The 23329-nt window shown below is 57.7% G+C and carries 20 protein-coding genes; 4 read left to right on the plus strand and 16 right to left on the minus strand.

Annotated features, from left to right (window positions below; genetic code table 11):
* Positions 1-568: 568 nt before the first annotated feature.
* Both K419_RS0112960 and K419_RS0112965 read right to left on the minus strand, forming a co-directional pair.
* Positions 569-877 (minus strand): hypothetical protein, encoded by a 309-nt coding sequence (locus K419_RS0112960; RefSeq protein WP_026841969.1) that lies wholly within the window; start codon positions 875-877, stop codon positions 569-571.
* Between the two features lie 588 nt (positions 878-1465).
* Positions 1466-2116 (minus strand): response regulator transcription factor, encoded by a 651-nt coding sequence (locus tag K419_RS0112965; protein ID WP_026841970.1) that lies wholly within the window; start codon positions 2114-2116, stop codon positions 1466-1468.
* Positions 2117-2352: 236 nt separating this feature from the next.
* Here K419_RS0112965 and K419_RS0112970 point away from each other — a divergent pair, with 236 nt between their 5' ends.
* A complete protein-coding gene (locus K419_RS0112970; RefSeq protein ID WP_026841971.1) occupies positions 2353-3579 on the plus strand; it encodes a sensor histidine kinase in 1227 nt (408 codons plus the stop codon).
* On the opposite strand, the gene K419_RS0112975 is transcribed toward K419_RS0112970, so the two are convergent.
* The 6 genes from K419_RS0112975 to K419_RS22055 all read right to left on the minus strand — a co-directional run bounded on the left by K419_RS0112975 (position 3576) and on the right by K419_RS22055 (position 9200).
* A complete protein-coding gene (locus K419_RS0112975) occupies positions 3576-3986 on the minus strand; it encodes a bacteriohemerythrin (protein ID WP_026841972.1) in 411 nt (136 codons plus the stop codon). The genes K419_RS0112970 and K419_RS0112975 overlap by 4 nt on opposite strands.
* Positions 3987-4229: 243 nt before the next feature.
* Entirely contained in the window at positions 4230-4670 is a 441-nt protein-coding gene (locus K419_RS0112980) for a response regulator (RefSeq protein WP_026841973.1), read from the minus strand.
* Positions 4671-5020: 350 nt separating this feature from the next.
* Positions 5021-5998: a pyruvate dehydrogenase (acetyl-transferring) E1 component subunit alpha gene (gene pdhA / locus K419_RS0112985; protein WP_026841974.1), complete on the minus strand. Its 978-nt coding sequence runs from the start codon at positions 5996-5998 to the stop codon at positions 5021-5023.
* Positions 5982-7928 (minus strand): aconitate hydratase, encoded by a 1947-nt coding sequence (locus tag K419_RS0112990; protein ID WP_026841975.1) that lies wholly within the window; start codon positions 7926-7928, stop codon positions 5982-5984. The genes pdhA and K419_RS0112990 overlap by 17 nt, the downstream gene beginning before the upstream one ends.
* A 48-nt stretch (positions 7929-7976) precedes the next feature.
* Complete coding sequence (locus K419_RS0112995) at positions 7977-8327, minus strand: DUF488 domain-containing protein (protein ID WP_026841976.1); 351 nt, start codon at positions 8325-8327, stop codon at positions 7977-7979.
* 30 nt (positions 8328-8357) lie between these two features.
* Complete coding sequence (locus tag K419_RS22055) at positions 8358-9200, minus strand: DUF302 domain-containing protein (RefSeq protein WP_035497228.1); 843 nt, start codon at positions 9198-9200, stop codon at positions 8358-8360.
* Between the two features lie 287 nt (positions 9201-9487).
* On the opposite strand from K419_RS22055, the gene K419_RS0113005 reads away from it, so the two are divergent.
* Positions 9488-10252 carry an SDR family NAD(P)-dependent oxidoreductase gene (locus K419_RS0113005; RefSeq protein ID WP_026841978.1) on the plus strand — a complete coding sequence of 255 codons (765 nt, stop codon included), beginning with the start codon at positions 9488-9490 and terminating at the stop codon, positions 10250-10252.
* Positions 10253-10346: 94 nt separating this feature from the next.
* Here the strand turns inward: K419_RS0113005 and K419_RS0113010 are convergent, their stop codons facing one another.
* The 6 genes from K419_RS0113010 to fdnG form a co-directional block, all read right to left on the minus strand.
* Positions 10347-10802 (minus strand): bacteriohemerythrin, encoded by a 456-nt coding sequence (locus K419_RS0113010; protein ID WP_026841979.1) that lies wholly within the window; start codon positions 10800-10802, stop codon positions 10347-10349.
* 244 nt (positions 10803-11046) lie between these two features.
* Entirely contained in the window at positions 11047-11220 is a 174-nt protein-coding gene (locus tag K419_RS0113015; protein ID WP_012530698.1) for a twin-arginine translocase TatA/TatE family subunit, read from the minus strand.
* A gap of 93 nt (positions 11221-11313) precedes the next feature.
* The gene (gene fdhD / locus K419_RS0113020; RefSeq protein ID WP_026841980.1) at positions 11314-12720 is read right to left on the minus strand and encodes a formate dehydrogenase accessory sulfurtransferase FdhD; all 1407 of its coding nucleotides are present in this window, start codon (positions 12718-12720) and stop codon (positions 11314-11316) included.
* Positions 12721-12945: 225 nt separating this feature from the next.
* Positions 12946-14157, minus strand: a complete 1212-nt coding sequence (gene nrfD / locus K419_RS0113025; RefSeq protein WP_012530700.1) for an NrfD/PsrC family molybdoenzyme membrane anchor subunit — start codon at positions 14155-14157, stop codon at positions 12946-12948.
* The gene (locus K419_RS0113030) at positions 14158-14997 is read right to left on the minus strand and encodes a 4Fe-4S dicluster domain-containing protein (RefSeq protein ID WP_026841981.1); all 840 of its coding nucleotides are present in this window, start codon (positions 14995-14997) and stop codon (positions 14158-14160) included.
* Positions 14994-18023: a formate dehydrogenase-N subunit alpha gene (gene fdnG, locus K419_RS0113035; protein ID WP_084154226.1), complete on the minus strand. Its 3030-nt coding sequence runs from the start codon at positions 18021-18023 to the stop codon at positions 14994-14996. The genes K419_RS0113030 and fdnG overlap by 4 nt, the downstream gene beginning before the upstream one ends.
* A gap of 268 nt (positions 18024-18291) precedes the next feature.
* Between fdnG and K419_RS0113045 the strand changes: the two genes are divergently transcribed.
* Together K419_RS0113045 and K419_RS0113050 are read left to right on the plus strand one after the other, a co-directional pair.
* Positions 18292-19662, plus strand: a complete 1371-nt coding sequence (locus tag K419_RS0113045; RefSeq protein ID WP_026841984.1) for a sigma-54-dependent transcriptional regulator — start codon at positions 18292-18294, stop codon at positions 19660-19662.
* Entirely contained in the window at positions 19659-21644 is a 1986-nt protein-coding gene (locus K419_RS0113050; protein WP_026841985.1) for a cache domain-containing protein, read from the plus strand. Before K419_RS0113045 ends, K419_RS0113050 begins: the two co-directional genes overlap by 4 nt.
* On the opposite strand, the gene K419_RS0113055 is transcribed toward K419_RS0113050, so the two are convergent.
* Both K419_RS0113055 and moaA read right to left on the minus strand, forming a co-directional pair.
* Positions 21641-22072, minus strand: a complete 432-nt coding sequence (locus K419_RS0113055) for an MOSC domain-containing protein (protein ID WP_026841986.1) — start codon at positions 22070-22072, stop codon at positions 21641-21643. The two genes, K419_RS0113050 and K419_RS0113055, sit on opposite strands and share 4 nt — an antisense overlap.
* A 56-nt stretch (positions 22073-22128) precedes the next feature.
* Positions 22129-23109 (minus strand): GTP 3',8-cyclase MoaA, encoded by a 981-nt coding sequence (gene moaA, locus K419_RS0113060; protein ID WP_026841987.1) that lies wholly within the window; start codon positions 23107-23109, stop codon positions 22129-22131.
* Positions 23110-23329 lie beyond the last annotated feature (220 nt).

Consider the following 23329-nt stretch of genomic DNA (forward strand, 5'->3'; position numbering starts at 1 on the left):
AGTGCGTTAGCACGCTCTTAACGATTTCGGTGCATTTCGGACATCTTTGTCACCACGAAGTTCAGAAAACTGCCCTTTCCGGACGGACACTAGTTTAGATTTAATACCAAGAGTCACAAGTTCAAAATATTATCAAACTCCATCTTGATCACAACGGATTTGTCACATTTCAAAGGATTACTGTGCAGTGAAATAAGGGGGAAGGGATTCAACTGAGGGGATGTTGCAGAGAAAAAGCTGTTGGATTAGCAAGCAATCGGCCTTAAATCTATAACTTCTATTGCCAAGCTAGGCAGGCGATACATACAGCGACAACAAACGCGACAGTCGACATGATCCCTTGCACTTTAGTGCAAGCGTTGGAATGATGTTTTTTTCTCGCCTGTTCTGCAATCTCATTCAAGATAAAATCCGGGATGCAGCAACCGGGTCGGGTCAGCAGTTTATAGGACACCCTTTTCCTGTATGGCATAAAACCTCCCAAAGAACATCCTACCTCAGTGGCACTTATATTCCGAAATGGCTTCATGATGATTCGCAACATTATTTAAATCAAGCATTTGTATAATCAACCTGCATACCCCTTGTGTGACATGGTAGGTTCGGTGTTAAACTGTGAGATCACTACGTGAATACTGCCGGCTAGATCACGAACTGTTTGTTCATCGAAATCACTGTCACACGCAGCATGTGCTTGACTGATAAGTTCTTTAAAGTCACCGGAGGGTTCCGCAGTGCGTTTATTGTTTGCACTTTTCAACAGTGATAATTTCACTCGGTAAAGCAACGCTTCCAAGTATAGCATGTTGTTTACTGGCATATTTGATTGCCGAACGATTCCGAGACATTCGTTAATGATGCTGTACCTGTAATCCATGATTATCCCCTCCGTAATATTGGCACATCTGCAAACGAAGTAAGACATTTGGGGTCAGTGTAATTCGGAGATGCCTTATTTGGAGCACTCCTAAGAGATTACCAGCATTACCGTTAGATTATTACAATAAGATAAATTTGTCATTATCGTTAATTTCTGAGTCTTTATGCAGTTTACTGCTCACCATGTGGTAAGGATAAATCTCCTACTGAATCAGATATTGGATTGGTATAACCATTGGGTGAGGCTTCGGAAGCGCAGCAAGCGTTTGAGGTGTGGATCATGCTGAAGCTGACGTGATCCTTCTAGATGCTTGGTTGCTGACTAGACGGCATTCCTGCATGCACATTGTTCAGGGAGTGCGCCTAAGACTGGAAGAGGCGTGCAACTGGGCTGAGCGAGAGTCAAGGGCAAAGGAGGGGGCTTTGGACGGTACACGGCCGAAAGAGGTACTCCACACAATCATAATCTAGGATATTACGATCCGCTATCTCCACAGTGTCATAAGGCAGCTGAAACAGGTTTAAGACAGGCGACAGCGAGCATGCAGGACGTGACGGTTCAGAAGTTCTATGAGGAGTTGTGCAGTCAAAAGGATTCAGGTCTTCCGACTATGCCCTCTTGCACTGCGTGATTGACGAGCTGCGCTATGTTCGAGATATTTAGCTTTTTCATGACCTTCAGCCTGTAAGTCTCGACTGTTTTGCTAGAAATTTTGAGCTCATAGCCGATCTCTTTGCAATTTTTGCCCGCAACCAGCAACCGGTATGCCTGCTCCTCACGTGGGGTTAGGCTATACTTGCCGAGAGGCTTTCCCTCATCAGCAAGGCCAGAAATTATTATGTCGCTCAGACGGGGACTTAGATATGAAGTGTCTTTAAAAACGCAGCGAACTGCAGTTACCAATTCCTGAAAAGCCCACTCTTTCAGAATGAACGATTTAACCCCTAACTTTAGAGCCTCGATGACATACTGTCGGTCACTGTGCATTGAGAGGATGATTATTCCTATCCCCGGAGCTTTTTGGTGAATGACGCTGGCAGCCTCGGTCCCATTCATACCTGGCATGCTCAAGTCCAGAACCACTACATCCGGCATATTTTCAAGAGTCTTCTCGACCACCGAGACCCCATCACCGGCCTCTGCAACCACCACCATATCTTCTTCGCGTTCCAAAAGCGCACGCATTCCTTCCCTAAACATGACGTGATCATCAGCTAATATTATCCTGATGCCCATTCCTCCCCCCCTTACCAGATGGGAACCGCCACCTGTATTAATATTGACTTATGTATCGCTGCAATAGGTACCACAGTCAAAGATAAAGGTCAACAATATATAAGACAATCAGCGTGTTACAACGAGACTGGTTCTGTGCTGAAACAGCCGCTCATAAAAAAAACTTTTAAAATTTAATAATATAAATTATATTGCCGTCATACAAGACACGATCGCTACCGAGTCAAGGGCTGACAATGGACAGTATCAAGGACATCCAAAACAAAAAAAAGACAGTTTCCAAAAAGCAATTCCCGTCAGATAGGAAGCTCCATAACCTTTTACAACACGTGCCGGTAGTGTTGTTTCAGTACCAAAAGCATGGCGACGGTCGTCATAGCTTTCCGTATATCAGCGACGGCTTCACGAAACTTTTTCATGTTCGTTCCTGCAAGGCGCCAACAGATGCTTCTGGTTTTTTTTCAAAGCTTCACTGCGATGATGTGGGTATTGTCATTGCATCACTTGCCGACTCGGCAGAGAACCTATCTCTTTGGCAACAGGAGTTTCGTATCAAAATGGAGCGGCAATATTGGATAGAGGCAGCGGCCACTCCAATCTTGCTAAAGGATGGTAGTTGCTTGTGGAGTGGGTATGCGAGAGAGATAAGCGAGAGAAAGGTATTGGAGCAGGATCTAAGGAAAGCTAAGGAAGACTTAATGCGGCTGATAGAGGAACGGACCCATAAGCTGACTAAAGCCAACACACAACTGCACGCCCTAAACCAGGAGATAAGAGAAGAGATTGACCAGCGCGTCAAACTAGAGAAAAGTCTAAAAGAATCGTACGAGCTTTTGTCTTTGCTTGCCGCGAATCTAGTCTTCTCGGAAGAACGAGAGCGGAGAAGAATTGCAACAGAATTGCATGATGATGTGGTGCAGCATCTGGCGCTTTGCAAACTCAGACTCGATATGGGACTCAAGGACGGGACTCCCTCGCGTGTATTGCAGGAAGAACTTGTCGGCGAGCTTGTAAGGACAATGCAACAGATCAGACGCATCTGCTACGACCTAAGCCCTCCAGTGCTGTACGATTTTGGAATTCTTAAAGCGCTGCAAAATCTCGGAGAAACAATGACCCAGGCAGCCGCTTTACAATTTTCATTTCAACACGACCAGGAAAAGCTTGAATTACCAAATCATATATGCACTGTACTGTATCAAACGGCCAAAGAGTTGCTTACTAATGTGATAAAACATGCAACTGCGAGCCAAATATTGGTAACCATAACAAAAAGTGACGAATTGGTCAGGCTGTCGGTAACCGACGACGGAGTTGGCTTCTTATCTTCTTGCAAGAAGGGTTTTGGCTTGTCACATATTCAGCAAAGGGTAGCCTTCCTCAAAGGGAACCTGAGCATCTCCTCAGGACCCGACAAAAAGACTGTTGTGACAGTCGAAATCCCTGCGCCCGGCCCGAATTAATTAATTTCATTTAACCGCCCGCCATACTCCAAGACATATCGTTTAACCTTGGGGTTGTGCAAGTTGAAGTGCTCAAGGCTCCAGTCGTTCAAGAACTGCAGAAACTGAGCATCGTCACCTGCATCACCTTCAACACACGGGAGGATACGCGCCATGAATGCGCCATGGTCCCTTTTATGCCCGGACAATTCTGGAAAAGCGACTTTAGCCATCCAACGCTCTTCATATTCAAAATAGAAGCGACTCAGGGAAACAACAGTCTTTAAAAGGACAGTGCGGCTTTCAGCACAAAACCCCTGGCCGAATTGTTCAGAGACCATGTTAATCAGCTTAATAAACTGCTGATTATGTTCATCGATTATCGGAATTCCAACAGAAAAATCAGCATGCCAACTGATCAGCAGCATAGGTCACCCTTTCCGGGCCGTCAGACAAACAAGCAGGAGCCAAAAATATGAAAATCCGCGCCCCATCTGCCTCTGTGAGACCCACTAGGCCTTCCATCACATCCTCACGGATGGGTTAGTATTATGGCTTTGTACTTGGTTTAATTGATGAATCGATAGAAGAGACAATATTTCAGATAGCCCATAATGTCAACAACTGCCTATGTGTACATTTAACAACAGTGAAATTTCTTTTTTAAAAAATCAGAGCACGTGTCGCAACCTCTTATCTCTGTAGAAGCGTTTATAAAATGTTTCGATCATCAACGAATCGAGATTGGAAAAAAATTTATCAAAGTCTAAAGGCTTATGTATAAAAAATTTTGCACCAGTTTCGTAACATCTTTGTATCAACTCATACTCCTTACAAACTGACATCAAAACTACTGCATGGTTAGGACTTCGTTTTGATAACATGAAGGAAAGTTCAATACCATTAATAACAGGCATTAGAACATCTAGTATGTATATGTCTATACTTACGCTGTCGGTGATTTTCGAAACAGCGTAAGCGTTTTCAGCATATAATACGTTCTGTGTCGGATAATTTTTCGTCAACATAGTGCAAATCATCTTGCCGATGTCCAGGTCATCGTCAACAACGAGGATATTCATCCTGCAAATATCATCATTATTTTTGTACATTGCGACCTCCGATAAAACACATACCAAAGGAAACATCACAGATTCTAACGCTGCAATTAGCATTTTCTTATAGTTAGGGAAATTACATAAATACACCGTTCCATTCGTACTAGCCGAAGTAAGATTTGCCTTAGCCTTATATAGGTAAAAAACCATATCAATACAGGTCTTTTTCTTATGCGTCATGCGCGTCGCCTCATGGAGCCCGGTTTCCCTGTGACGATCCCGCACCATGACATGTTTCCAAGTATGTGTATAAAAAAAGACCAGCTAAATTGGCTGGCCTTTACGAAGTAATGGATGGGTATTGTATCAGGAGGGGTGCGCCCCTCCGTATTCGCCAGGCCTTTTCACACGTAGATATCGTTCCAGATCTCGGAGTCCTCAGGCCAGGGGGAATCCTCGGCGAAGCGAACCGCCTCCTGGACCTGGGCCAGGGCATTCCTGTTTATCTCGTCCAGGCGCGCCTGGTCGGCGATTCCCTCCTCCAGCAGGCGGCGCGAGAGGTTCGGTATCGGGTCGCGTCTTTTCCAGACCTCGGCCTCGGAGGAACTACGGTACTTGGCGGGGTCGGACATGGAGTGGCCGCGGAACCGGTAGGTGACCGCCTCTATGAAGTAGGGGCGCTGGCGCTCCCTCACCCACTCCGCCGCCCTCTTGGTCGCCTGATACATGGCTACCACATCCATGCCGTCCACCTTCTCGCTTGGTATGTCATAGCCGCAGGTGCGCCGGTGCAGTGCTGCCTGGGCCGAGGCGCGGTGAACTTCGGTCCCGATGCCGTAGAAGTTGTTCTCGCAAATGAAGAGTACTGGGAGTTCCCAAAGCCGCGCCCAGTTAAGCGACTCGTGGAATGTCCCCTGGTTCATTGAGCCGTCGCCGAAGAAACAGGCGGTGATGCGGTCCTGTTCCTGGAGCTGGCTCCCCCAGGCAAGCCCGATGGCGATGGGGAACTGCCCCCCCACGATGGCGTACCCCCCCATGAAGTTCAGCTCGGGCGCGAACAGGTGCATCGACCCCCCTTTCCCCTTGCAAAGACCGGTCGCCTTGCCGAAGAGTTCCGCCATGACCCTTTTGGGATCGCCCCCCCTCACGATGGCCTGGGCGTGGTCGCGGTAGGCCGACAGCACGTAGTCGGCAGGCTGCAGCCCGGCGGTGCAGCCGACGGCGACCGCTTCCTGGCCACTATAGAGATGCAGGAAGCCGGTGATATGCCCCTTGGAGTACTGTTCGGCGCAGCTCTCCTCGAACTCGCGGCAAAGCACCATCTGCTCGTAGAATTTCAGCAGATCCTCCTCGGGAAGCAGATCCTTAAGATTGTCCGCCATTGGTCTCCTCCTTCACCTTGTTCAAAAGCCCCCCGGCCAGAAGTTCCGCCCGCTCCCGCTCCGAAACAGCGAGCTGGGTAAGGATCTCGCCTCCGTTGACCTTGAACGGTATCTCGGTCGCTCCCCCCTGGATCAATTCGCGCAGGTTCGTTAGCTGCAGGCGGTCCCCCTGCTTGATCCGGTCGTAGTCGTCCTTGTTCTTGAAGGTGAGCGGCAGTATCCCGAAGTTGATCAGGTTGGAGCGATGGATCCTGGCGAAGCCTTTGGCGATCTTCACCCTGATGCCCAAGTAGCGCGGCGCCAGCGCGGCGTGCTCGCGCGACGACCCCTGCCCGTAATTCTCGCCGCCGATTACCGCCCCCTCCCCTTTTTGTGAGGCACGGTCGGCAAACTCGGGGTCGACCTGTTCGAAGACGAACTTGCTGATGGCGGGGATGTTGCTGCGGAATGGGAGCACCTTGTTCCCTGCCGGCATGATGGTGTCGGTGGAGATGTTGTCGCCGACCTTGATGATCACCTCGACATCGAGCTGGTCCGGCAGCGCGGGGAATTCCGGGAAGGGGACGATGTTCGGGCCGGTGACGATCTCCACGGCGCTACCGTCCTCGGGGGGCACGATGATGCCGGCGTCATCCAGCAGGTACTGCTCCGGGTTCTGCACGGCGGGCCAGGGGAGGAGGTCGGAGAGCTTCCGGGGGTCGGTGACCACCCCGAATACACCGGCCGCAGCAGCGGTCTCGGGGGAGCAGAGGTAGACACGGTCCTCCTTGGTGCCGCTTCGCCCAGGGAAGTTGCGCGGGAAGGTCCGCAGCGACACCTGGTTGGTGCCTGGGGCCTGCCCCATGCCGATGCAGCCCAGGCAACCTGGCTGGTGCACCTGGCCTCCGGCCAGAAGGAGCATTATGAATCCTCCCTGCGCCACCACGTTCTCCAGCACCTGGCGGCTGCCGGGGTTGATATGGAAGGCGACGCCCGGCGCTACCTTGCGACCGTCGAGGATGCGGCAGACAGTCATCAGGTCCCGAAAAGATGAGTTGACCGAGCTGCCGACGATGACCTGGTCCACCTTCAATCCCTCGATTTCCGAGACCGGCACCACGTTGTCCGGCGACGAGGGGCAGGCGATGAGCGGAACCACCTGGCTCAGGTCTATCTCGTCGTGGTCGTCGTAGGTCGCATCCGGGTCCGGCAATAGTTCGCGCCACACCTCGCCGCGCCCCTGGGCCTTAAGAAAGGCAAGTGTATGTTGGTCGCTGGGGAAAACGGTGCTGGTTGCGCCAAGCTCGGCCCCCATGTTTCCGATGGTGGCGCGGTCGGTAGCGGAAAGGGTGGCGACCCCGGGGCCGTAGTACTCGATGATCTTCCCCACCCCTCCCTTCACGCTGTGGCGCCTTAGCATCTCCAGGATCACGTCCTTCCCTGAGACCCAGGGTTGCAGCTGCCCGGTCAGCTTTACCCCCCAGATGCGTGGGCAGGTGAGATGAAAGTGGTGCCCCGCCATGGCGAGCGCGACATCCAGCCCCCCGGCGCCGATGGCGAGTTGACCCAGGCCAGCCGCGGTAGGCGTATGCGAGTCCGCGCCCAACAAGGTGGTGCCAGGGACGCCGAAGCGCTCCAGAGAGACCTGGTGCGAGACCCCGTTCCCCGGCTTGGAGAGGTAGACGCCGAACCTCTGGGCCGCGCTGGTTAAAAAGGCGTGGTCGTCGGCGTTCTTGTTGTCGGTCTGCAGCAGGTTGTGATCGACGTACTGCGCCGCCAGTTCCACCTTCACCCGCGGAAGCCCCATCGCCATGAACTCCAGCATCGCCATGGTCCCCGTCGCGTCCTGCAACAGCGTCTGGTCGATCCTCAAGGCTATTTCCTGCCCCGGCACCAGCTTCCCTTCGACCAGGTGCTCTTTCAATATTTTCATCGCCACATTGTCGCCCATGCTGCCTCCTCGCCCCCTCGCCTGCCGGTAGCTAACCCTGACGCCCGATCACTTGCGCGCCTTGCCGATAAGCTCTTTCAGCACCACTGCGTTGTTATGCTCCTCGTCTTTAGCGGCGTACAAAAGCGTTACCGGCCCCTTGGCGGCCGCTGCCGCTATTTCCTGCAGCAGTTCCCCCTGCCCTTCCAGCTCTTCACGATATCGGCTCCTGAAATCCTGCCACCGTTCCGGATCGTGCCCGAACCAGCGGCGCAACTCGTCGCTTGGTGCTAGCTCCTTCTCCCAGCGGTCGAAATGCGCCCGTTCCTTGGAGATTCCGCGTGGCCAGAGGCGGTCGACCAGGACGCGCAGCCCGTCGTTCCCGTCGGCTTCCTCGTATATGCGCTTTATCTTAAGCATGGCATCCCCCGTTACGATAGCTACGCAGCGTCAAAGGGCGGCGATCACCCTCTGCATGCTCTGCTTGACCGTCTCAGCCAGTTCGGTCAATTGGCTGTTCCCCACCAACGAGAGCGCAGCGACCGGGTCCATGACCATCACCACGGTGCGCCCCTCCGAAAGGGAATAGACCACGACGTTGCACGGCAGCAGGGTGCCGATGTTGATCTCGATGCCGAACGCCTGGTAGGCGAGCCCGGGGTTGCAAGCTCCCAGGATCTGGTAGTTGCGAAAATCCTTGTGCAGCTTCTCCTGGAATTTCTTTTTGATGTCTATGTAAGAGATGATGCCGAAGCCCTCTTTCTGCAGCTCCTGCTGTACCCTTTCCAGCGCGTCGCTGAAAGTGAGGGTCATGGTGATGCCGAAAGCATAATGGGTGTGCAGCGGCAGCGATTCCTCTTTTTCCATGGCTTCTGCCAGCTGTTTGAGGCTCAGCACCTCCCGCTGGATCTGTTCCGGTATCGTCGCCTGGATCATTCGCTCGGCCTCATCGTCCTTCGGTGTCCAGTCAACCTCGATGGTGAGGACCTGCGGGGCCACAGGGCTTTGCACCGAGGAAGGAACCACACGGTTGATGACGCGCCCGGTGAAGAGCGGGTGCTCCATCAGGAAGTAGTGCACCTCGCCGTGGGTCTTGTCGATCACCACCTTCTCCTTGATCAGCAGCCCCTCCCCGCGCACCTCCCGCAAAAGCCCGTTGCCGTAATGCTGCAGGATGCGCGACTGGACCGCGCCCGGCAGGTACGTTTGCGGCAGCTCAACCTTTTCGATGATGAGTTTCCAGATGTTGTCGAACGCTGCATGCACCTCGCAGCTATAACTGATCTTGCGCATGACCTGGCACCTCCTGCCGTTGGCGGAAAAGAAGCCAAAGTAAGCGAAAAGTCGCTTGACAAAATCAAGCGAAAAACGGTTGCAAAAAACATCACCAACTTTACCCGATTGTTTTTGCGAGGCAATGCAGGACGCTTTTTTAATGGGAATGAGCTTCCGGAATTTCCCGATTAACGCTTGAACCGCTAGACCCTCACCAGCTGCACTTGTAAAGACCGGTGATCTCCTTTAAGATAGCCTTTCTTCTAATAAGCCTGACGAAAAACAGAAATAATGAGGAGGAATCGATGAGTAAGACTGCGCTGATAACCGGGGCCTCGTCGGGGTTCGGAGCCGCATGTGCCCGCGCCTTCGCGAACCAGGGATGGAAGCTGGTCCTGGCCGCCCGGCGCCGCGAGGCGCTGGAGCAACTCAAGGAGGAACTTGGCGGCGACTCCAGGGTCTTTTGCATCACCTTGGACGTCCGCGACCGGGAAGCCGTCTCCGCCTCTTTCGCCTCGCTCCCGGCTCAGTTTGCCGAGATAGACCTGCTGCTGAACAACGCCGGGCTGGCACTAGGGCTTGAGCCTGCCCACCAGGCCTCGCTGGACGACTGGGAAACCATGGTCGACACCAACATAAAGGGGGTCATGTACTGCACCCGCGCCATCCTCCCCGGGATGGTGGCCCGCAACCGCGGGCACGTGATCAACATCGGCTCCGTCGCGGGTAGCTGGCCCTATCCCGGAGGGAACGTCTACGGCGCCAGCAAGGCGTTCGTGCAGCAGTTCTCCCGGAATCTGCGCGCGGACCTTTTGGGGACCGCCGTCAGGGTAACCAACATCGAGCCCGGCATGGCCGAGACCGAGTTCTCCAAGGTGCGGTTCAAGGGGGAGGACGAAAAGGCGCATCGCGTCTATGCCGGCACGGAACCGCTGCAGGGCGAAGACATAGCGGAGATTGTTGCGTGGGTGGCGTCGGTGCCGCAACGGGTCAACATCAACAGCGTAGAGGTGATGTCGGTTTGCCAGGCATGGGGTCCGCTGGCAGTCCACCGCGGCGCCGCAGAATAGCGGTTGAGAAAAGCCGGCCGGAAAATAAAAAAGGAGCAACCACCCGAGGGAGGTTGCTCCTTTTGTTCATTCAGCTCATTGAGTTTCCGGACGGTCAGTAGTCCTCGGAATCGTCGTTGTCGTCTGGGCTCAGCGCAGGGCGGTTGATGTTGTTATCCTGCAGGAACAGGATCAACTCCATGTCCATCCTCTTGAAATGGCTGCGCAGCCACTCGCACATGGCGTTGACGGCGGCAACTATCATCAGCGTGTTCTCGCCCTGCTCGGCATGCAGCGCCTCCAGGCGGAGCACCTCGCGAAAGAACATCTCGTGCTGGGCCTTGTGCGCCTCGTACCCGGGATAGCCCGATTCCAGCTGCAGTTTTTCCTCGTCCTTGAAGTGCCTGCGCACGTACTTTTTCAGGAACCACATCAGCTTTCCGATCTCTTCGCTACCCTTTTTCGCCCTGGCGCCCTTCAACAAATCGTCCACACGGCGCAACAGCTCCTGGTGCTGTCCGTCGATTTCATGGTTCCCGGTAATCATTTCATCACGCCACTGCGTCAACATGCATCTCTCTCCTGTACCGCCTGTCTCCTTGTTGGAGTGTGAGAGTGTTTTTATCGCCCTCTGTGGTTAATTATCGGCAAAACTCTAGGCAACTTTAGCAATAACATCGCTCTGCCAGCGGTGCACCAAGATAGCGCAAAAGATCCCATGCAGTTTGTCGACACCGATACAAGCTTTGATGCTGGACAGAAAAGGCCACAGACAGTTCGCCTGCGGCCTTTGACAACCATCTCGCTGATAACCGTTACGCCTTCTTTTCCTCGTTCAGTTGGACCACGTCCTCACCGGAGGATGCCTTCTTGAAGTTCTTGATGCTGCTTCCCAGTGCCTGCCCCAACTGCGGGAGTTTCGCCGGTCCTACCACAACCAGTGCTATGACGAGGACGATGATCATTTCCGGCATACCGAATCCAAACATTTAACTTCTCCTTTAAAGAACCGCCCTACCGGTCCGATGAATCGTTGGTTTTATGTAAGCCCCGATGCCTTTGGCCCGGGGTCGCTTTCAAATTCAAGCCTGCAGCTTTTGCTGAGCTGCATCGGAAAAGGGCTCGCCTGCGGCCGCCTTTTCCTTGTCGGCGTTTCTCAGGTCGTAGTATTCCTGCGGCGTATTGATGTTGCTGAAGGAATCGAAGCGGGGGTCGAAACCGGCCACCTCCGAGGGGCTTATTTCGCGCACGTTCACCCGCGGCAGGATGGAAACGACGCGGCGCTTGCCGTTTTTGAGCGAAGACTCCATGGCCGGCAGGCACCCCTTGTTGTACAGCGCGTGCAGCGGCTCGTAGCCTTGCGGGCTCATGGGGAGCACCAGGTCGCAGCCGTAGCGGTGGCTCGCAATGTGCCTGATCAGCGCCGGATTCAGGTGCGGCATGTCGCAGGCCACGGTGAATACTGCCGGGTTCGAACTTTGGGAAAGCCCCGCGTGGATCCCTGCCAAAGCACCCATCCCCTCGTAGAGATCGGGCACCTTCCGGCAGGGCAGGAACTGGTATTGCTCGGGGGCGTTGGTTACCAGGATCACCTCGGGGAAGATCTCGCAAAGCTCCCGGTAGATGCTTTCGATGAAGCGCCCCCCCTTGTGCGGCAGCAGGGCCTTGTTGCTCCCCATACGGCTGGAGGCCCCACCAGCAAGGATAACGCCGGTCACCCCATGGACCTTGCCGTCCCCGGCGCGGAAATCGATCCCCTCGACGTGGGTGTAGAGCTTGAAGCTCATGGCCCTGACGTAGCCGACCAGGGTGATGCCGGCCTCTTCCGCCATCTTGATCGCCATGTCGGTAGGCGAGGTGCGGGAAGCGATCACGTCGATGCCGAGAAGCGAGGCCTTAGCCACCAGCTCGGTCGAAACGCGTCCCGAAGTGACCAGAATCTTTCCTTCCAGTGAGATTCCCTTCAAAAGGGCCTCTCCGGCTAGGCGGTCTATGGTGTTGTGGCGGCCGATATCTTCTGCGTGCAGGATGAGTTCGGTATCGCCGACCCCTGCGGAGTGCATGCCGCCATGGCTTTTGTACCCTTCCGCCTTCTGCGCCAGTTGGTTCATCAGCGTGAAGATCGAGGCGGTGGAATGGACCCGGGAGGGCCCCTTTTTCTCGACGGGCTTGGGCATGTTGAAGCTGATGCCGGTGCCGCAGCCGGAGGTGAGCACCGGCTTCAGGCGCTCGGGGAGCTCTCCCCGGATGGTTACGCTGGCGGCCCCGAAATCCTGGCAGATGGCCAAGGCCAGGAAGTCCTCCACCTGTGAGACGAACCCCTGCAGGCGCAGAAAGCCCGCCACCAGGAAGCGTAGATCGTGAGGCGAGGCAATGAGGGTCGCCAGTTCGCGCCCGTTCACCACCAGTTGCAGCGGGTATTCGTTGACCACCCCGCCCTCTTCCTGTACCAGCACACCTTTGTTGAAACTGTAGATCTTGCTAGCCACCCGGTTGCTCCTCGCTGTCAGCCGACTCGCGTCCACTCTCCCTCGCCCTTTGGCAGAGGGCGGGGTGAGGGCGCTGCTGTGTGACGTTCTGTTACCCTCACCCCTGCCCCTCTCCCTGAGGGAGAGGGGCTTTCGGAGGGTGTCCTCGTACTTCTTCACTTAACTTACTTCAATTACTACCTTTCACTTGCTTCACTTGCAGTTCGTCTCAAGCTGCCCGGCAGGCTAGGCTTCGCCTGCGACCTTGCCGTGTACTGCAGGTCCCTTGTCGGTCTTGTGGAAGTTGTCCGGGATCGAGTAGTCCACGGTCTCCGGATGGTGCTCGAAGATCGGGAAGTATTTCGCGATCAGGACGAAGAACAGGATGTGCGCCGCGATGATGCCGACGGTCACCAGGCTCTCGATGAAGGAGGGGTAGTAGAAGGTTCCCGGAGCCTCCATCCCGAACATCGATACGTTGAAGCGGTTCAAGATGACGCCTGCGATGACGAGCCAGGCGGCGGTAGCGCGCAGACGGTTGTTCTCGCGCACGTTGCCGTTCATCAGCATCACCAGGGGCGCGATCACCCCGCCCAGCATCTCGACAGCGAAAAGCGCCACCAGACCCGGACGGTTGAAGAGCGGCCCCTCGGTCAGCGCGAAGAGGGAGAAGAGCTTCAGGGTCAGGTACGCGGTGATGACCCAGGGGAGGATCTTCGCCAGAGTCTCCAAAAGCTCGCTCTCGTCGGGCTGCCCCATCCATTTGTGGCTCATGGTCGCTTCCACGATGATGATGGAGATGCCGGCGCACATGGCAGAAACCCAGAAGAGCAGCGGCAGGAGCGGGTTGTACCAGAGGCTGTGCAGCTTATCGACCGCGATCAGGAAGAAGGTTCCGAGCGAAGACTGGTGCAAGGTCGAGATGGAGGCCGCCGCGATGACGAGCGGCATCTCTATGGTCCTAAGCAGCCTCAGCGGCACGTGGTAGCCGAACTTCTCGCAGACCGGCGACAGGAACTCCAGGAAGAGCACCGTGGTGTACGCGGCGATGCACATGGAAACCTCGAACATCGGGGAGTGCGGGTTCCAGTACACCATGGTATGCCAGCAGCGCTGCGGCTGCCCCAGGTCGAGAAGGAGACCGACGCAGACGAGCGAGTAGCCGAGGAAGCCGGTCACGATGGCCGGACGCACCAGCGGCTCAAGCTTCTTGATGTGGAAGCAGTGCACGATGGCCCCGAGGGTGAAGGCGCCCGCCGCCAGGGGTACGGCGGTGACGACGTCGAAGGAGATCCAGAGTCCCCAGGGGAAGGTGTCGTTCAGGTTGGTGGTGACCCCGAGGCCGAACACGAAGCGGACCAGGGAGGCGAGCGCGCCCAGCGATACCAGGACGATCAGGAATTTAACGAAGCGGTGGTATCCCTTGATCTCGTTGATGATTATCTTTGCAGCGGTCATCTAGCTCTCCTCCTTAGGCGTTGCGCCGGATTTTCTCTGTTCCTCTTCCTTGGCGATCCTCTCCTTCCTGTGGTTGAACCAGGAAAGGAGCGAGAGCGAACTGCCGACGGTGAGGAAGATCCCCGGCACGAGCCGCAGCGCCTGCCAGGTGTAAGACGGGAGCGGCCTCTTGGTGACCGGTTTGAACCCGAGTTCGTCGAAGGGGAGCGCGGTCAGGTAGATGACGCTGGTCCCACCCGCTTCTTCGGCGCCGTAGAGCTTCTTCAGGTACTTCTCCGGGCGGGTGGCGATGCGCTTGTTCGCCTCCTTGATCATCTCCCCGCGGTCGCCGTAGGTGATGGCGGAGACGCAGGTGGTGGCGCAGGCGGGCTTCAGCCCTTCCTTCACCCTGGAGTAGCAGCCGGTGCACTTTCTCACCAGCGGGAACGCCTTGCTCCACTCGTACTTGGGAACACCGAACGGGCAGGCGACCATGCAGAAGCGGCAGCCGATGCAGCGCTTGGCGTCGTAGACGACGGGGCCTTCCTTGGTCTTCTTGAAGGCGCCGACCGGGCAGACGGAGGCGCACGCCGGCTCGTTGCAGTGCATGCACATCTCTTTGTAGAAGGCGAACTCGTTCTGCCCGTTCTTCTCGTAGTCGCGGAACTTGATGCGGGTGAAGGTGTGCTCCGACATAAGGGGCGGGTTCTGGTAACCCTCGCCGTTGAAGAACTCAGTCTTCTCGGCGTCGAGCTGGTTCCACTGCTTGCAGGCGACCTGGCAGCCGCGGCAGCCGGTGCACTTGGTCATGTCGATCAAGAACGCCTTGCTCTTGTTGAAATCCTGATTGGTCTCGCTCATGCGCGTTTACCCCCTTTCTCGATGTTGCAGAGGAATGCCTTGAATTCGGGGATGCTCGTATTGGCGCAGCCGACGGACGGGGTCAGGACGTTGCCCGAGTCGCCGGTAGCAAGACCTGCATAACCGAAGTGCCAGGGAAGGCCCACCTGCTCTACCATTTTCCCCTGCACGTTGAACGGCTTGAGCCTGGTGGTGACCAGGGCCTTCGCCTCGATGGAACCGCGCTCGGTGGTGATCTTCACCTGGTCGCCGTTGTTGATCCCCTTGGAGGAGGCGAGCGTCTGGGAGATCTCGACGAACATGGTCGGGACCAGCTCCACCAGCCAGGGAAGGCTGCGGGTCATGGCGCCTGCCTGCCAGTGCTCGGTCATCCTGTAGGTGGTGCCGACGAACGGGTATTTGTTCAGGTCGCTGGACATGTTGGCCGGGGCCTTGACCGCCGGGTTGCTCTGCACCTTGGACATCAGGTTCTTGGCCGGGCTTTCGATCGGCTCGTAGTGCTCGGGGAACGGACCGTCCTTCATGTCCAGCGCGTAGAGGCGGCCATGCCCTTCAGGAATCATGATGAAGGGGTACTTCCCTTCCTTCGCGTCGTTCATCGGCGGCCAGGGACCGTCGGGGACGTCGCCTTTCCACTTCTTCTCCAGCGCGTCCCAGGCGATGACTGCGCGCTTGGGGTTGAACGGCGCGCCGTCCGGATTCACGGAAGCCCTGTTGTAGATGATGCGGCGGTTGACCGGCCAGCACCAGGACCACTTCGGGAACATGCCGAGCCCGGTCGGGTCGGTGGCGTCGCGGCGGGCCATCTGGTTGCCGTCTTTCGTGTAGGAGCCGCAGTAGATCCAGCAGCCGGAGACGGTGGAGCCGTCGTCCTGCAGGTATTTGAACATCGGGACCTGGTCACCCTTCTTGAACTCCAGGGTCTTGTCCTTGTCGACGATGGTCATGTCCTTGGTGAAGTAGCCGTTGATCTCCTTGGCGACCAGGTGCACTTCAGGCTCGTGGCCTTCGCCGTAGTTCCAGGAGAGCTTGGTGATCGGCTCGGGAAAGGTTCCCCCTTTCTGGTACGCCTTCTTCATGTGCTTCGCGAACTGGTCGATGATCCAGAGGTCGCTCTTCGCATCCCCTACCGGTTCCGCAGCCTTGTAGCGCCACTGGGCCCAGCGGCCGGAGTTGGAGATGGAGCCTTCCTTCTCGACGGAGGAGGCTGCCGGCAGCATGAAGACCTCGGTCTTGATGTCTTTGGGGTTCACGCCGGGGCGCTTCCAGAAGATCGAGGTCTCGGTCTCCCAGAGGTCGACGGTGACGAGCCAGTCGAGTTTTCCCAGCGCCTCGCGGGTCTTCAGGGAATCCGGGCCGCCCACAGCCGGGTTCTGCCCCATGCAGACGAGCCCTTGCAGTTCGCCCTTGCCCATCTTCTCCATCAGTTTCATGAAGGAGTAGTTGCCGCTTCTCTTGGGGAGGTAGTCATAGCAAAAGCCGTTCTCGGCGGTGGCGTTGTCGCCATACCAGGCTTTGAGGAGGCTCACCGTGTACTTCGGGGTGTTCCCCCACCAGTTGGCGCTCTTCGTATCCTTGGTCTTCGGGGTCCACTTCTCCAGGTATGCCTTCAGGTCGACGTTGTCGAACTCAGGGGACTTCAGGTAGCCCGGGAGCAGGTGGAAGAGCAGGCCGTAGTCGGAGGAGCCCTGTACGTTGCTCTCGCCGCGCAGCGCGTTCACGCCGCCGCCGGCGATGCCGATGTTGCCCAGCAGCATCTGCAGCATGGCGGTCGCGCGGACGTTCTGGGTGCCGTGGGTGGACTGGGTGATACCCATTGCGTAGAGGATGGTGCCGGCCTTGTCGGCGCGCCCGGTGGAGCAGAACGCCTTGGCGACGGCGACGTAGTCTTCCTTCTTGGTGCCGGTGATGGAGCAGACCATGTCGACGGTGTAGCGGGAGTAGTGCTTCTTCAGCTGCTGGAAAACGCAGCGCGGGTCCTTCAGGGACTTGTCGCGCTTGGGGTTGCCGGAGCCGTCGACCGCGTAGGCCCAGGCCTTCGGATCGTAGGTCTTCTCCTGGTCGTCGAAGGCGCAGAAGATACCCTCGTTGAAGTCGTACTTCTCGTTGACGATGAAGGAGGCGTTGGTGTACTCGCGGACGTACTCCTCGTGGATCATGTTGTTCTGCAGCGCGAAGTTGATCATTCCGCCCAGGAAGGCGATGTCGGTGCCGGGACGGATCTGCGCGTAGTGATCGGCCTTGGAGCCGGTCCTGGTGAAGCGCGGGTCGACGGCCAGAAGCTTGCCGCCGTTATCCATAGCCGCCTCGATCCATTTCATTGAAATCGGGTGGTTTTCTGCAGGGTTGCAACCGATGGCCAGGATGGCATCGGCGTTCTTCAGGTCAATCCAGTGGTTGGTCATTGCCCCACGTCCAAACGAAGCCGCCAGACCGGCGACTGTAGCGGAGTGTCATATTCGGGCTTGGTGTTCGAGGTTCGCGACCCCCATGGAGCGGGCGAACTTGCTCCAGAGGTAGCACTCCTCGTTGTCGAGACCGGCGCCCCCCAGGAAAGCCATCCCCTCGGTGCGGTTCACGACGTATTCCTTGTTGTCCTTCTTGTTGATCTCTTTGGCCTTGAAGGTCTTGTCGCGGGTCTCCTTCATCTTCTGGCCGATCCGCTCCAGCGCCCAATCCCAGCTCTTCTCTTCGAACTTGTCGCTGCCGGGAGCACGGTACATGACCTTCTGCAGGCGGCGCTCGTTGTTGGCGACCTGGAACAGCGCGCTGCCTTTCGAGCAGAGCGCACCCTGGTTGATCGGATGCTGGGTGTCCCCCTCGATGTTGACGATCTTGCCGTTCTTGGTATGCACCACAAGCCCGCAACCTACCGCGCAGAAAGGACAGATGGTGGTCGAGCTTTTCAGCCCCTTGGTGCGCATCTGCGAGGCATCGGCTCCGCCCGCTTCCGCTTTTTTGCCGGAAAGGACCAGTGCCGTAGCCAGCGCCCCTCCCTGCAGAAACTCCCTCCGTGAAACAGCCATGTTGAATCTCTCCTTTTCCCATGATAAACGTCGTGCCACCGTTAGTAAGCACGCGTATACGGCAATTGCCATGCCAGCGCGTTTACGCAAATATCAAAAAATAGTTTGTACCGTAAGGGTTTGAAATGATACTGTTGTCACCGCCGGAAGGAAGCTCATTAAACATTAAACAACGCTCAAAGATGTGCCGTTTTGTCATGATGTGTGACATTTTGACCAGGTTACACAGGTAGCGCCGTGGCAGGAGCAGCATGAGGAACACCGGGAAATGAGACAGGAAAAGATTCTTATCTGCGACGACGAGGAAGGGATCCTCATCTATCTGAAGAAGCTGCTGCAGACCCAGGGATACCAGGTGGAGACCTTCAACGGGGGCGCGGCGCTCCTGCGCCGCCTCAAAGAGGGGGACCCCTCCGACGCGGACCTCCTTTTGCAGGACGTAAGGATGCCCGACATGGACGGCATCGCCGTGCTCAAGGAGGTGAAGGCGCTCCGCCCCTCGCTTCCCATCGTCATCATGACCGCCTTCGGAACCATAGACGCGGCGGTCGAGGCGATCAAGATGGGCGCCTACGACTACGTCACCAAACCCTTTCCCAAGGAGAAGATACTGAGCGTCCTCAAAAACGCCCTGGAAAAGGAGCAGCTCTTGCAGGAGAACCGGGCGCTCAAGAGCGAGCTGGAGAAACCGATTCTGCAGGAATCGATCATCTTCAGAAGCGCCGCCTTCCAGGAGATCTACGACCTCACCCTGCAGGTCGCGGCCAGCGAAGCGAACATACTGGTATTGGGTGAATCTGGGACCGGCAAGGAGCTCATCGCCGGCGCCATCCACTACAACAGCCTCAGGCGCGACCGGCGCTTTCTCTCCATCAACTGCGCGGCCCTCACCGATACGCTCCTGGAGAGCCAGCTCTTCGGGCACGTCCGGGGCGCCTTCACCGGCGCGGTCGCGGCGCAGAAGGGGCTATTGGAGGAGGCCGACGGCGGCACCCTCTTCATGGACGAGATCGGCGACATGACCCTCCCCATCCAGGCAAAGCTCTTGCGCGTGATCCAGGAGCGCGATTTCATCCCGGTGGGGTCGACCCGCCCGAAAAGCGCCGATATCCGCTTCGTGGCAGCCACCAACAAGAATCTGGAGCAGGAGGTTCAGGAGGGACGTTTCCGCGAGGACCTCTTCTACCGTCTGAACGTGATCAACATCCCGCTGCCGCCGCTTAGGGAGAGAAAGGACGACGTGGAGCCCCTGGCGCTGCATTTCCTGAAGAAGTACAGCCTGAAGATGAAGAAGCAGGTAACCACCTTGGCACCCGAGGCGCTGCAGCTTTTGTGCGGCTACGACTGGCCCGGCAACATCAGGGAGCTGGAAAACGTCATAGAGCGCGCAGTCATCCTGGCCCGGACCCAGACGGTCACCGCGAAGGAGCTTCCCATCTGGCGCAAACAGCCCCAAAAGGTGGAAGCGCCTCGCGGCGAGGCGCAGTTCGTCTCGCTGGAAAACGTGGAGAAGGAAGCCATCGAGCGGACCCTCTCCGGCACCGGGTACCACAAGAGCAGGTCGGCCGAGATCCTGGGCATCTCCAGAAAAACCCTGGACCGCAAGATCGTCGAATACCGCATCACCATTCCCTCATGACCCTTCCCAAGCTGCGCTTTCCCATAAAGACCAAGCTCACCGTGGCGACGCTCATCCCGCTGGGGATAGCGATCCTCATCTGCTGGATGGCCGGGGTCTTCATCCTGAGCTCCAAGGTCGCCGCCCAGGCCCAGGAGAAGGTCCGCTACGACCTGAGCGTCGCCCGCGAGGCGTACCAGAGCGAGCTTTCGCGCATCTACGACGTGGTGAAGCTCACCGCCTCCTTCGGCAGGACCGCCGAGACCATCGCCTCCGGCGACCGGCGGGCGGTGAGCGAGGCGCTCTCATCGCTAAAGGCCAGCGAGCGCCTGGACATCCTCGCCGCCGTGGACGCCTCGGGAAAGGTGATCTTCAGGGCCAACAACCCCGAGCTGCGCGGCGACGACAAGACCCGCAACCAGTTCGTGGCGCGCGCGTTGAAGGGGGAGATCGCCAGCGGCACCACCATCCTCCCCTCTTCCGAACTGGAGCTTGAAGGAGACAGCCTGGTGCGCCAGGCGCGCATCTTCCCCGCCGCAGGGGCCCCGGTGCAGCTAAACGGCGCCATGTTCCTCCTGGTCGCGGCACCGGTGCGGGACAAGGCGGGGAACCTGCTGGGGGCGCTCTACGGCGGGGTGCTCCTCAACAACAACCAGAAGCTCGTGGACCGGATCCGCTCCGTGGTCTACGAGGGGGCACGGAAAAACGGCCGGGACGTGGGTAACTCCACCATCTTCCAGGGGGACATAAGGATCGCCACCAACGTCCCCAACACCGACGGCAGCCGGGCCGTCGGCACCAGGCTCTCCGCGCCGGTCCAGGAGCGGGTGCTCCTCAAGGGGGCCAAGTGGGTCGGGCGCGCCTTCGTGGTGAACGACTGGTACCTGACCGCCTACGAACCGATCCTCTCGCTGCAGGGGGTCCCGATCGGCGCCCTCTACGTGGGGATGCTGGAGAGCCAGTATTCGGCGGTCAAGATCGACATGGCCGTTCTTTTGAGCTTCGTCCTTTTGGTGAGCGGTCTGGTGGGGGTTTCCATGGCCGGGTTCCTGGGGAGGAAGCTCTCCCAGCCGATACGGGAACTGGACCTCCTGGCGCGACGCGTAGCCGCCGGCGAGCGCAACGTGAAAAGCAGCATCGATTCCCGGGACGAGATCGGCGACCTGGCGGGGCGGTTCAACGACATGAGCCGCTCGCTCGTGGAGCGCGAGGACAGCATTATCGAGCTGAACCGAAACCTGGAAGAGAAGGTGCAGTCGAGAACGGCCGAACTGGAGGAAAAGAACCGGCTCCTGGTGCAGACCCGCGAGGAGCTGCTGCGGGTGGAGAAGCTGGCGGCGATAGGCGAGCTGGCGGCGGGGGTCGCGCACGAGATCAACAACCCGATGGCGATCATACGCGGCAATACGGAGCTGTTGCAGCTCTCGGTGCCGGAGGACGCCCCGATCCGGGAGGAAGTGGACACCATTTTCCAGCAGGTGAAAAGGGTGGAGCGGATCGTATCGAACCTGTTGAAATTCGCCAGGCGCGAGCAGATGGAAGCGGGCACCGTGCGGCTGAACGAGCTCTTGCACGAGATCGTGGGCCAGATCGGGCACCAGGTGTCGCTTGAGGGGATAGAGATAGCGGAGCAGTATGCGGAGAGCGTGGCGCAGGTGGAGGGGGATGCGGACCAGTTGCGTCAGGTGTTCACCAACCTGGTCTTGAACGCGGTGCAGGCGATGCCGTCAGGGGGCGTCCTCTCGGTGTGGACCCAGCAGGTGGAGCCCGCGGGGAGCTACGAGGTGAAGGTCCGCGACACCGGGATCGGCATCGCGCTGGAGAACCTGAGGCAGGTATTCAACCCCTTCTACACCACCAAGTCCAACGGTACCGGCCTCGGACTTTCCGTCTCCTACGGCATCGTCCGGGAGCATGGAGGGCGCATCGACGTCGAGAGCGTCCCGGGCGGGGGGAGCACCTTCACCGTGGTGCTCCCGCGCTCCCAAACGCCGGGGGCTTAGAGGATCGCCACCGCGTCACCGGGGCGCACCACGCCACCCTTCAGCACCTTGGCGAAGATCCCTTCCTTGGGCATGACGCAGTCGCCGGCCTGGTAGTAGATGGCGCAGCGGTTATGGCACTCTTTGCCGATCTGGGTCACCTCGAGGAGCGCCTCGCCCAGCTGCATCCGGGTCCCGATCGGGAGATGCACCAGGTCCACCCCTTCGGTGGTGATGTTCTCGGCGAAGTCTCCCTCTTTCACGTCGAGCCCCATGGCCACCATCTTGGCAATGCTCTCCTGAGCCAGGAGGCTCACCTGGCGGTGCCAGTCGCCCGCGTGCGCGTCCCCCTCGATGCCGTGGTTTTCCCGCAGCGTGACCTCGGGGACCGGGGTCTTGCGCTCACCCTTGTTGAGGCTCACGTTCACCGCGATGATTTTTCCAGTCATAGCTAACTCCTTGTTGAATCGGGTCTGTATCTAAACAATCTCAACCTGCCGCTTGATCACCCGCCGACTCTGGACATGGCGAAGGGGACCGTTTCCGCGCCCTCGTCCGTCACCTCGTGCCGGCCCGGTTTCGCGGCCACGATGCGCTGCACCTCCTGGCGCAAAAGGGCGTCGTCCCCTGTGGCAAGGACCGGCCGCAGGTCCACCCCGTCACCTGAGAAGAGGCACCCCTTGGCGATCCCCGAGGCGGTCACCCGCAACCGGTTGCAGCCATTGCAGAAGTGCCCGGTCATGGCGGTGATGATCCCCAGCGACCCCTGCGACCCCTGCAGCTTGAAGTTCTTCGAAGGGCCGGAGAGCTCGCTGTTGCTCACCTCCTCTATGAGGTAGCGGGCGCCGATGCGCTCCCTGATCTCGGCGCCCGGCACGCAGAGTTCGCGCCAGTCGGCGTCGCCGCAGGTGGGCATGTACTCGATGAACCGGACCGCGTAGGGGCGCTTCATGGTGAGTTCCACGAAGTCGAGGATCTCGTCGTCGTTTACGCCGCGCATCACCACCACGTTGATCTTGTGCGGCGGGAAACCGGCTTTCTCGGCGGCCTCAAGGCCGTCCAAGACGCGCTTAAGCTCTCCGCCGCGGGTGATTGCCGCGAAGGTCTCGGGCTTCAGCGAGTCGAGGCTGATGTTCAAGCGCTGCACCCCCGCTTCCCGAAGTCCCTGCGCCATCTCCTTAAGGAGCAGGCCGTTCGTGGTCAGTACCAGTTCTTTGAGCCCGGGGAGCGCGCCCAGGCGCTCCAGGAAGGAGATTATCCCCTTTCTGACCAGGGGCTCCCCGCCGGTGACGCGGATCTTCTCGATGCCGGCGGCAACCGCCTCGGTCGAGATGCGCAAGAGGTCGGCGTAGGAGAGGACCTGCGAGTGGTCCAGTTTCTCGACCCCCTCTTCCGGCATGCAGTAGCGGCAACGGAGATTGCAGCGGTCGGTGACGGAGAGCCGAAGGTAATTTATGCACCTGCCGTAGGTGTCTATCAGTGCCATAGCTGAGCTTCTTCCCTGAAGCCGCCGGCTGCCGCCGACGGCTGGAATGCGAAAGTCGCCGCCCTCTCCCACACGGGTTCAGGCAGTATGCGAAAAACCATACCCTGTTTGATGGTGGTAATGCAACCCCTTAAAAAAGCGCGGACTACCGACAGGCGAGTGATGAGAAAACGTATACGCACTAGAGAAGCACCGTCTAAAATCGCATAAGAATGCGATT

It is taken from the genome of Citrifermentans bremense R1, assembly GCF_000426865.1.
Classification (GTDB): domain Bacteria; phylum Desulfobacterota; class Desulfuromonadia; order Geobacterales; family Geobacteraceae; genus Geomonas; species Geomonas bremensis.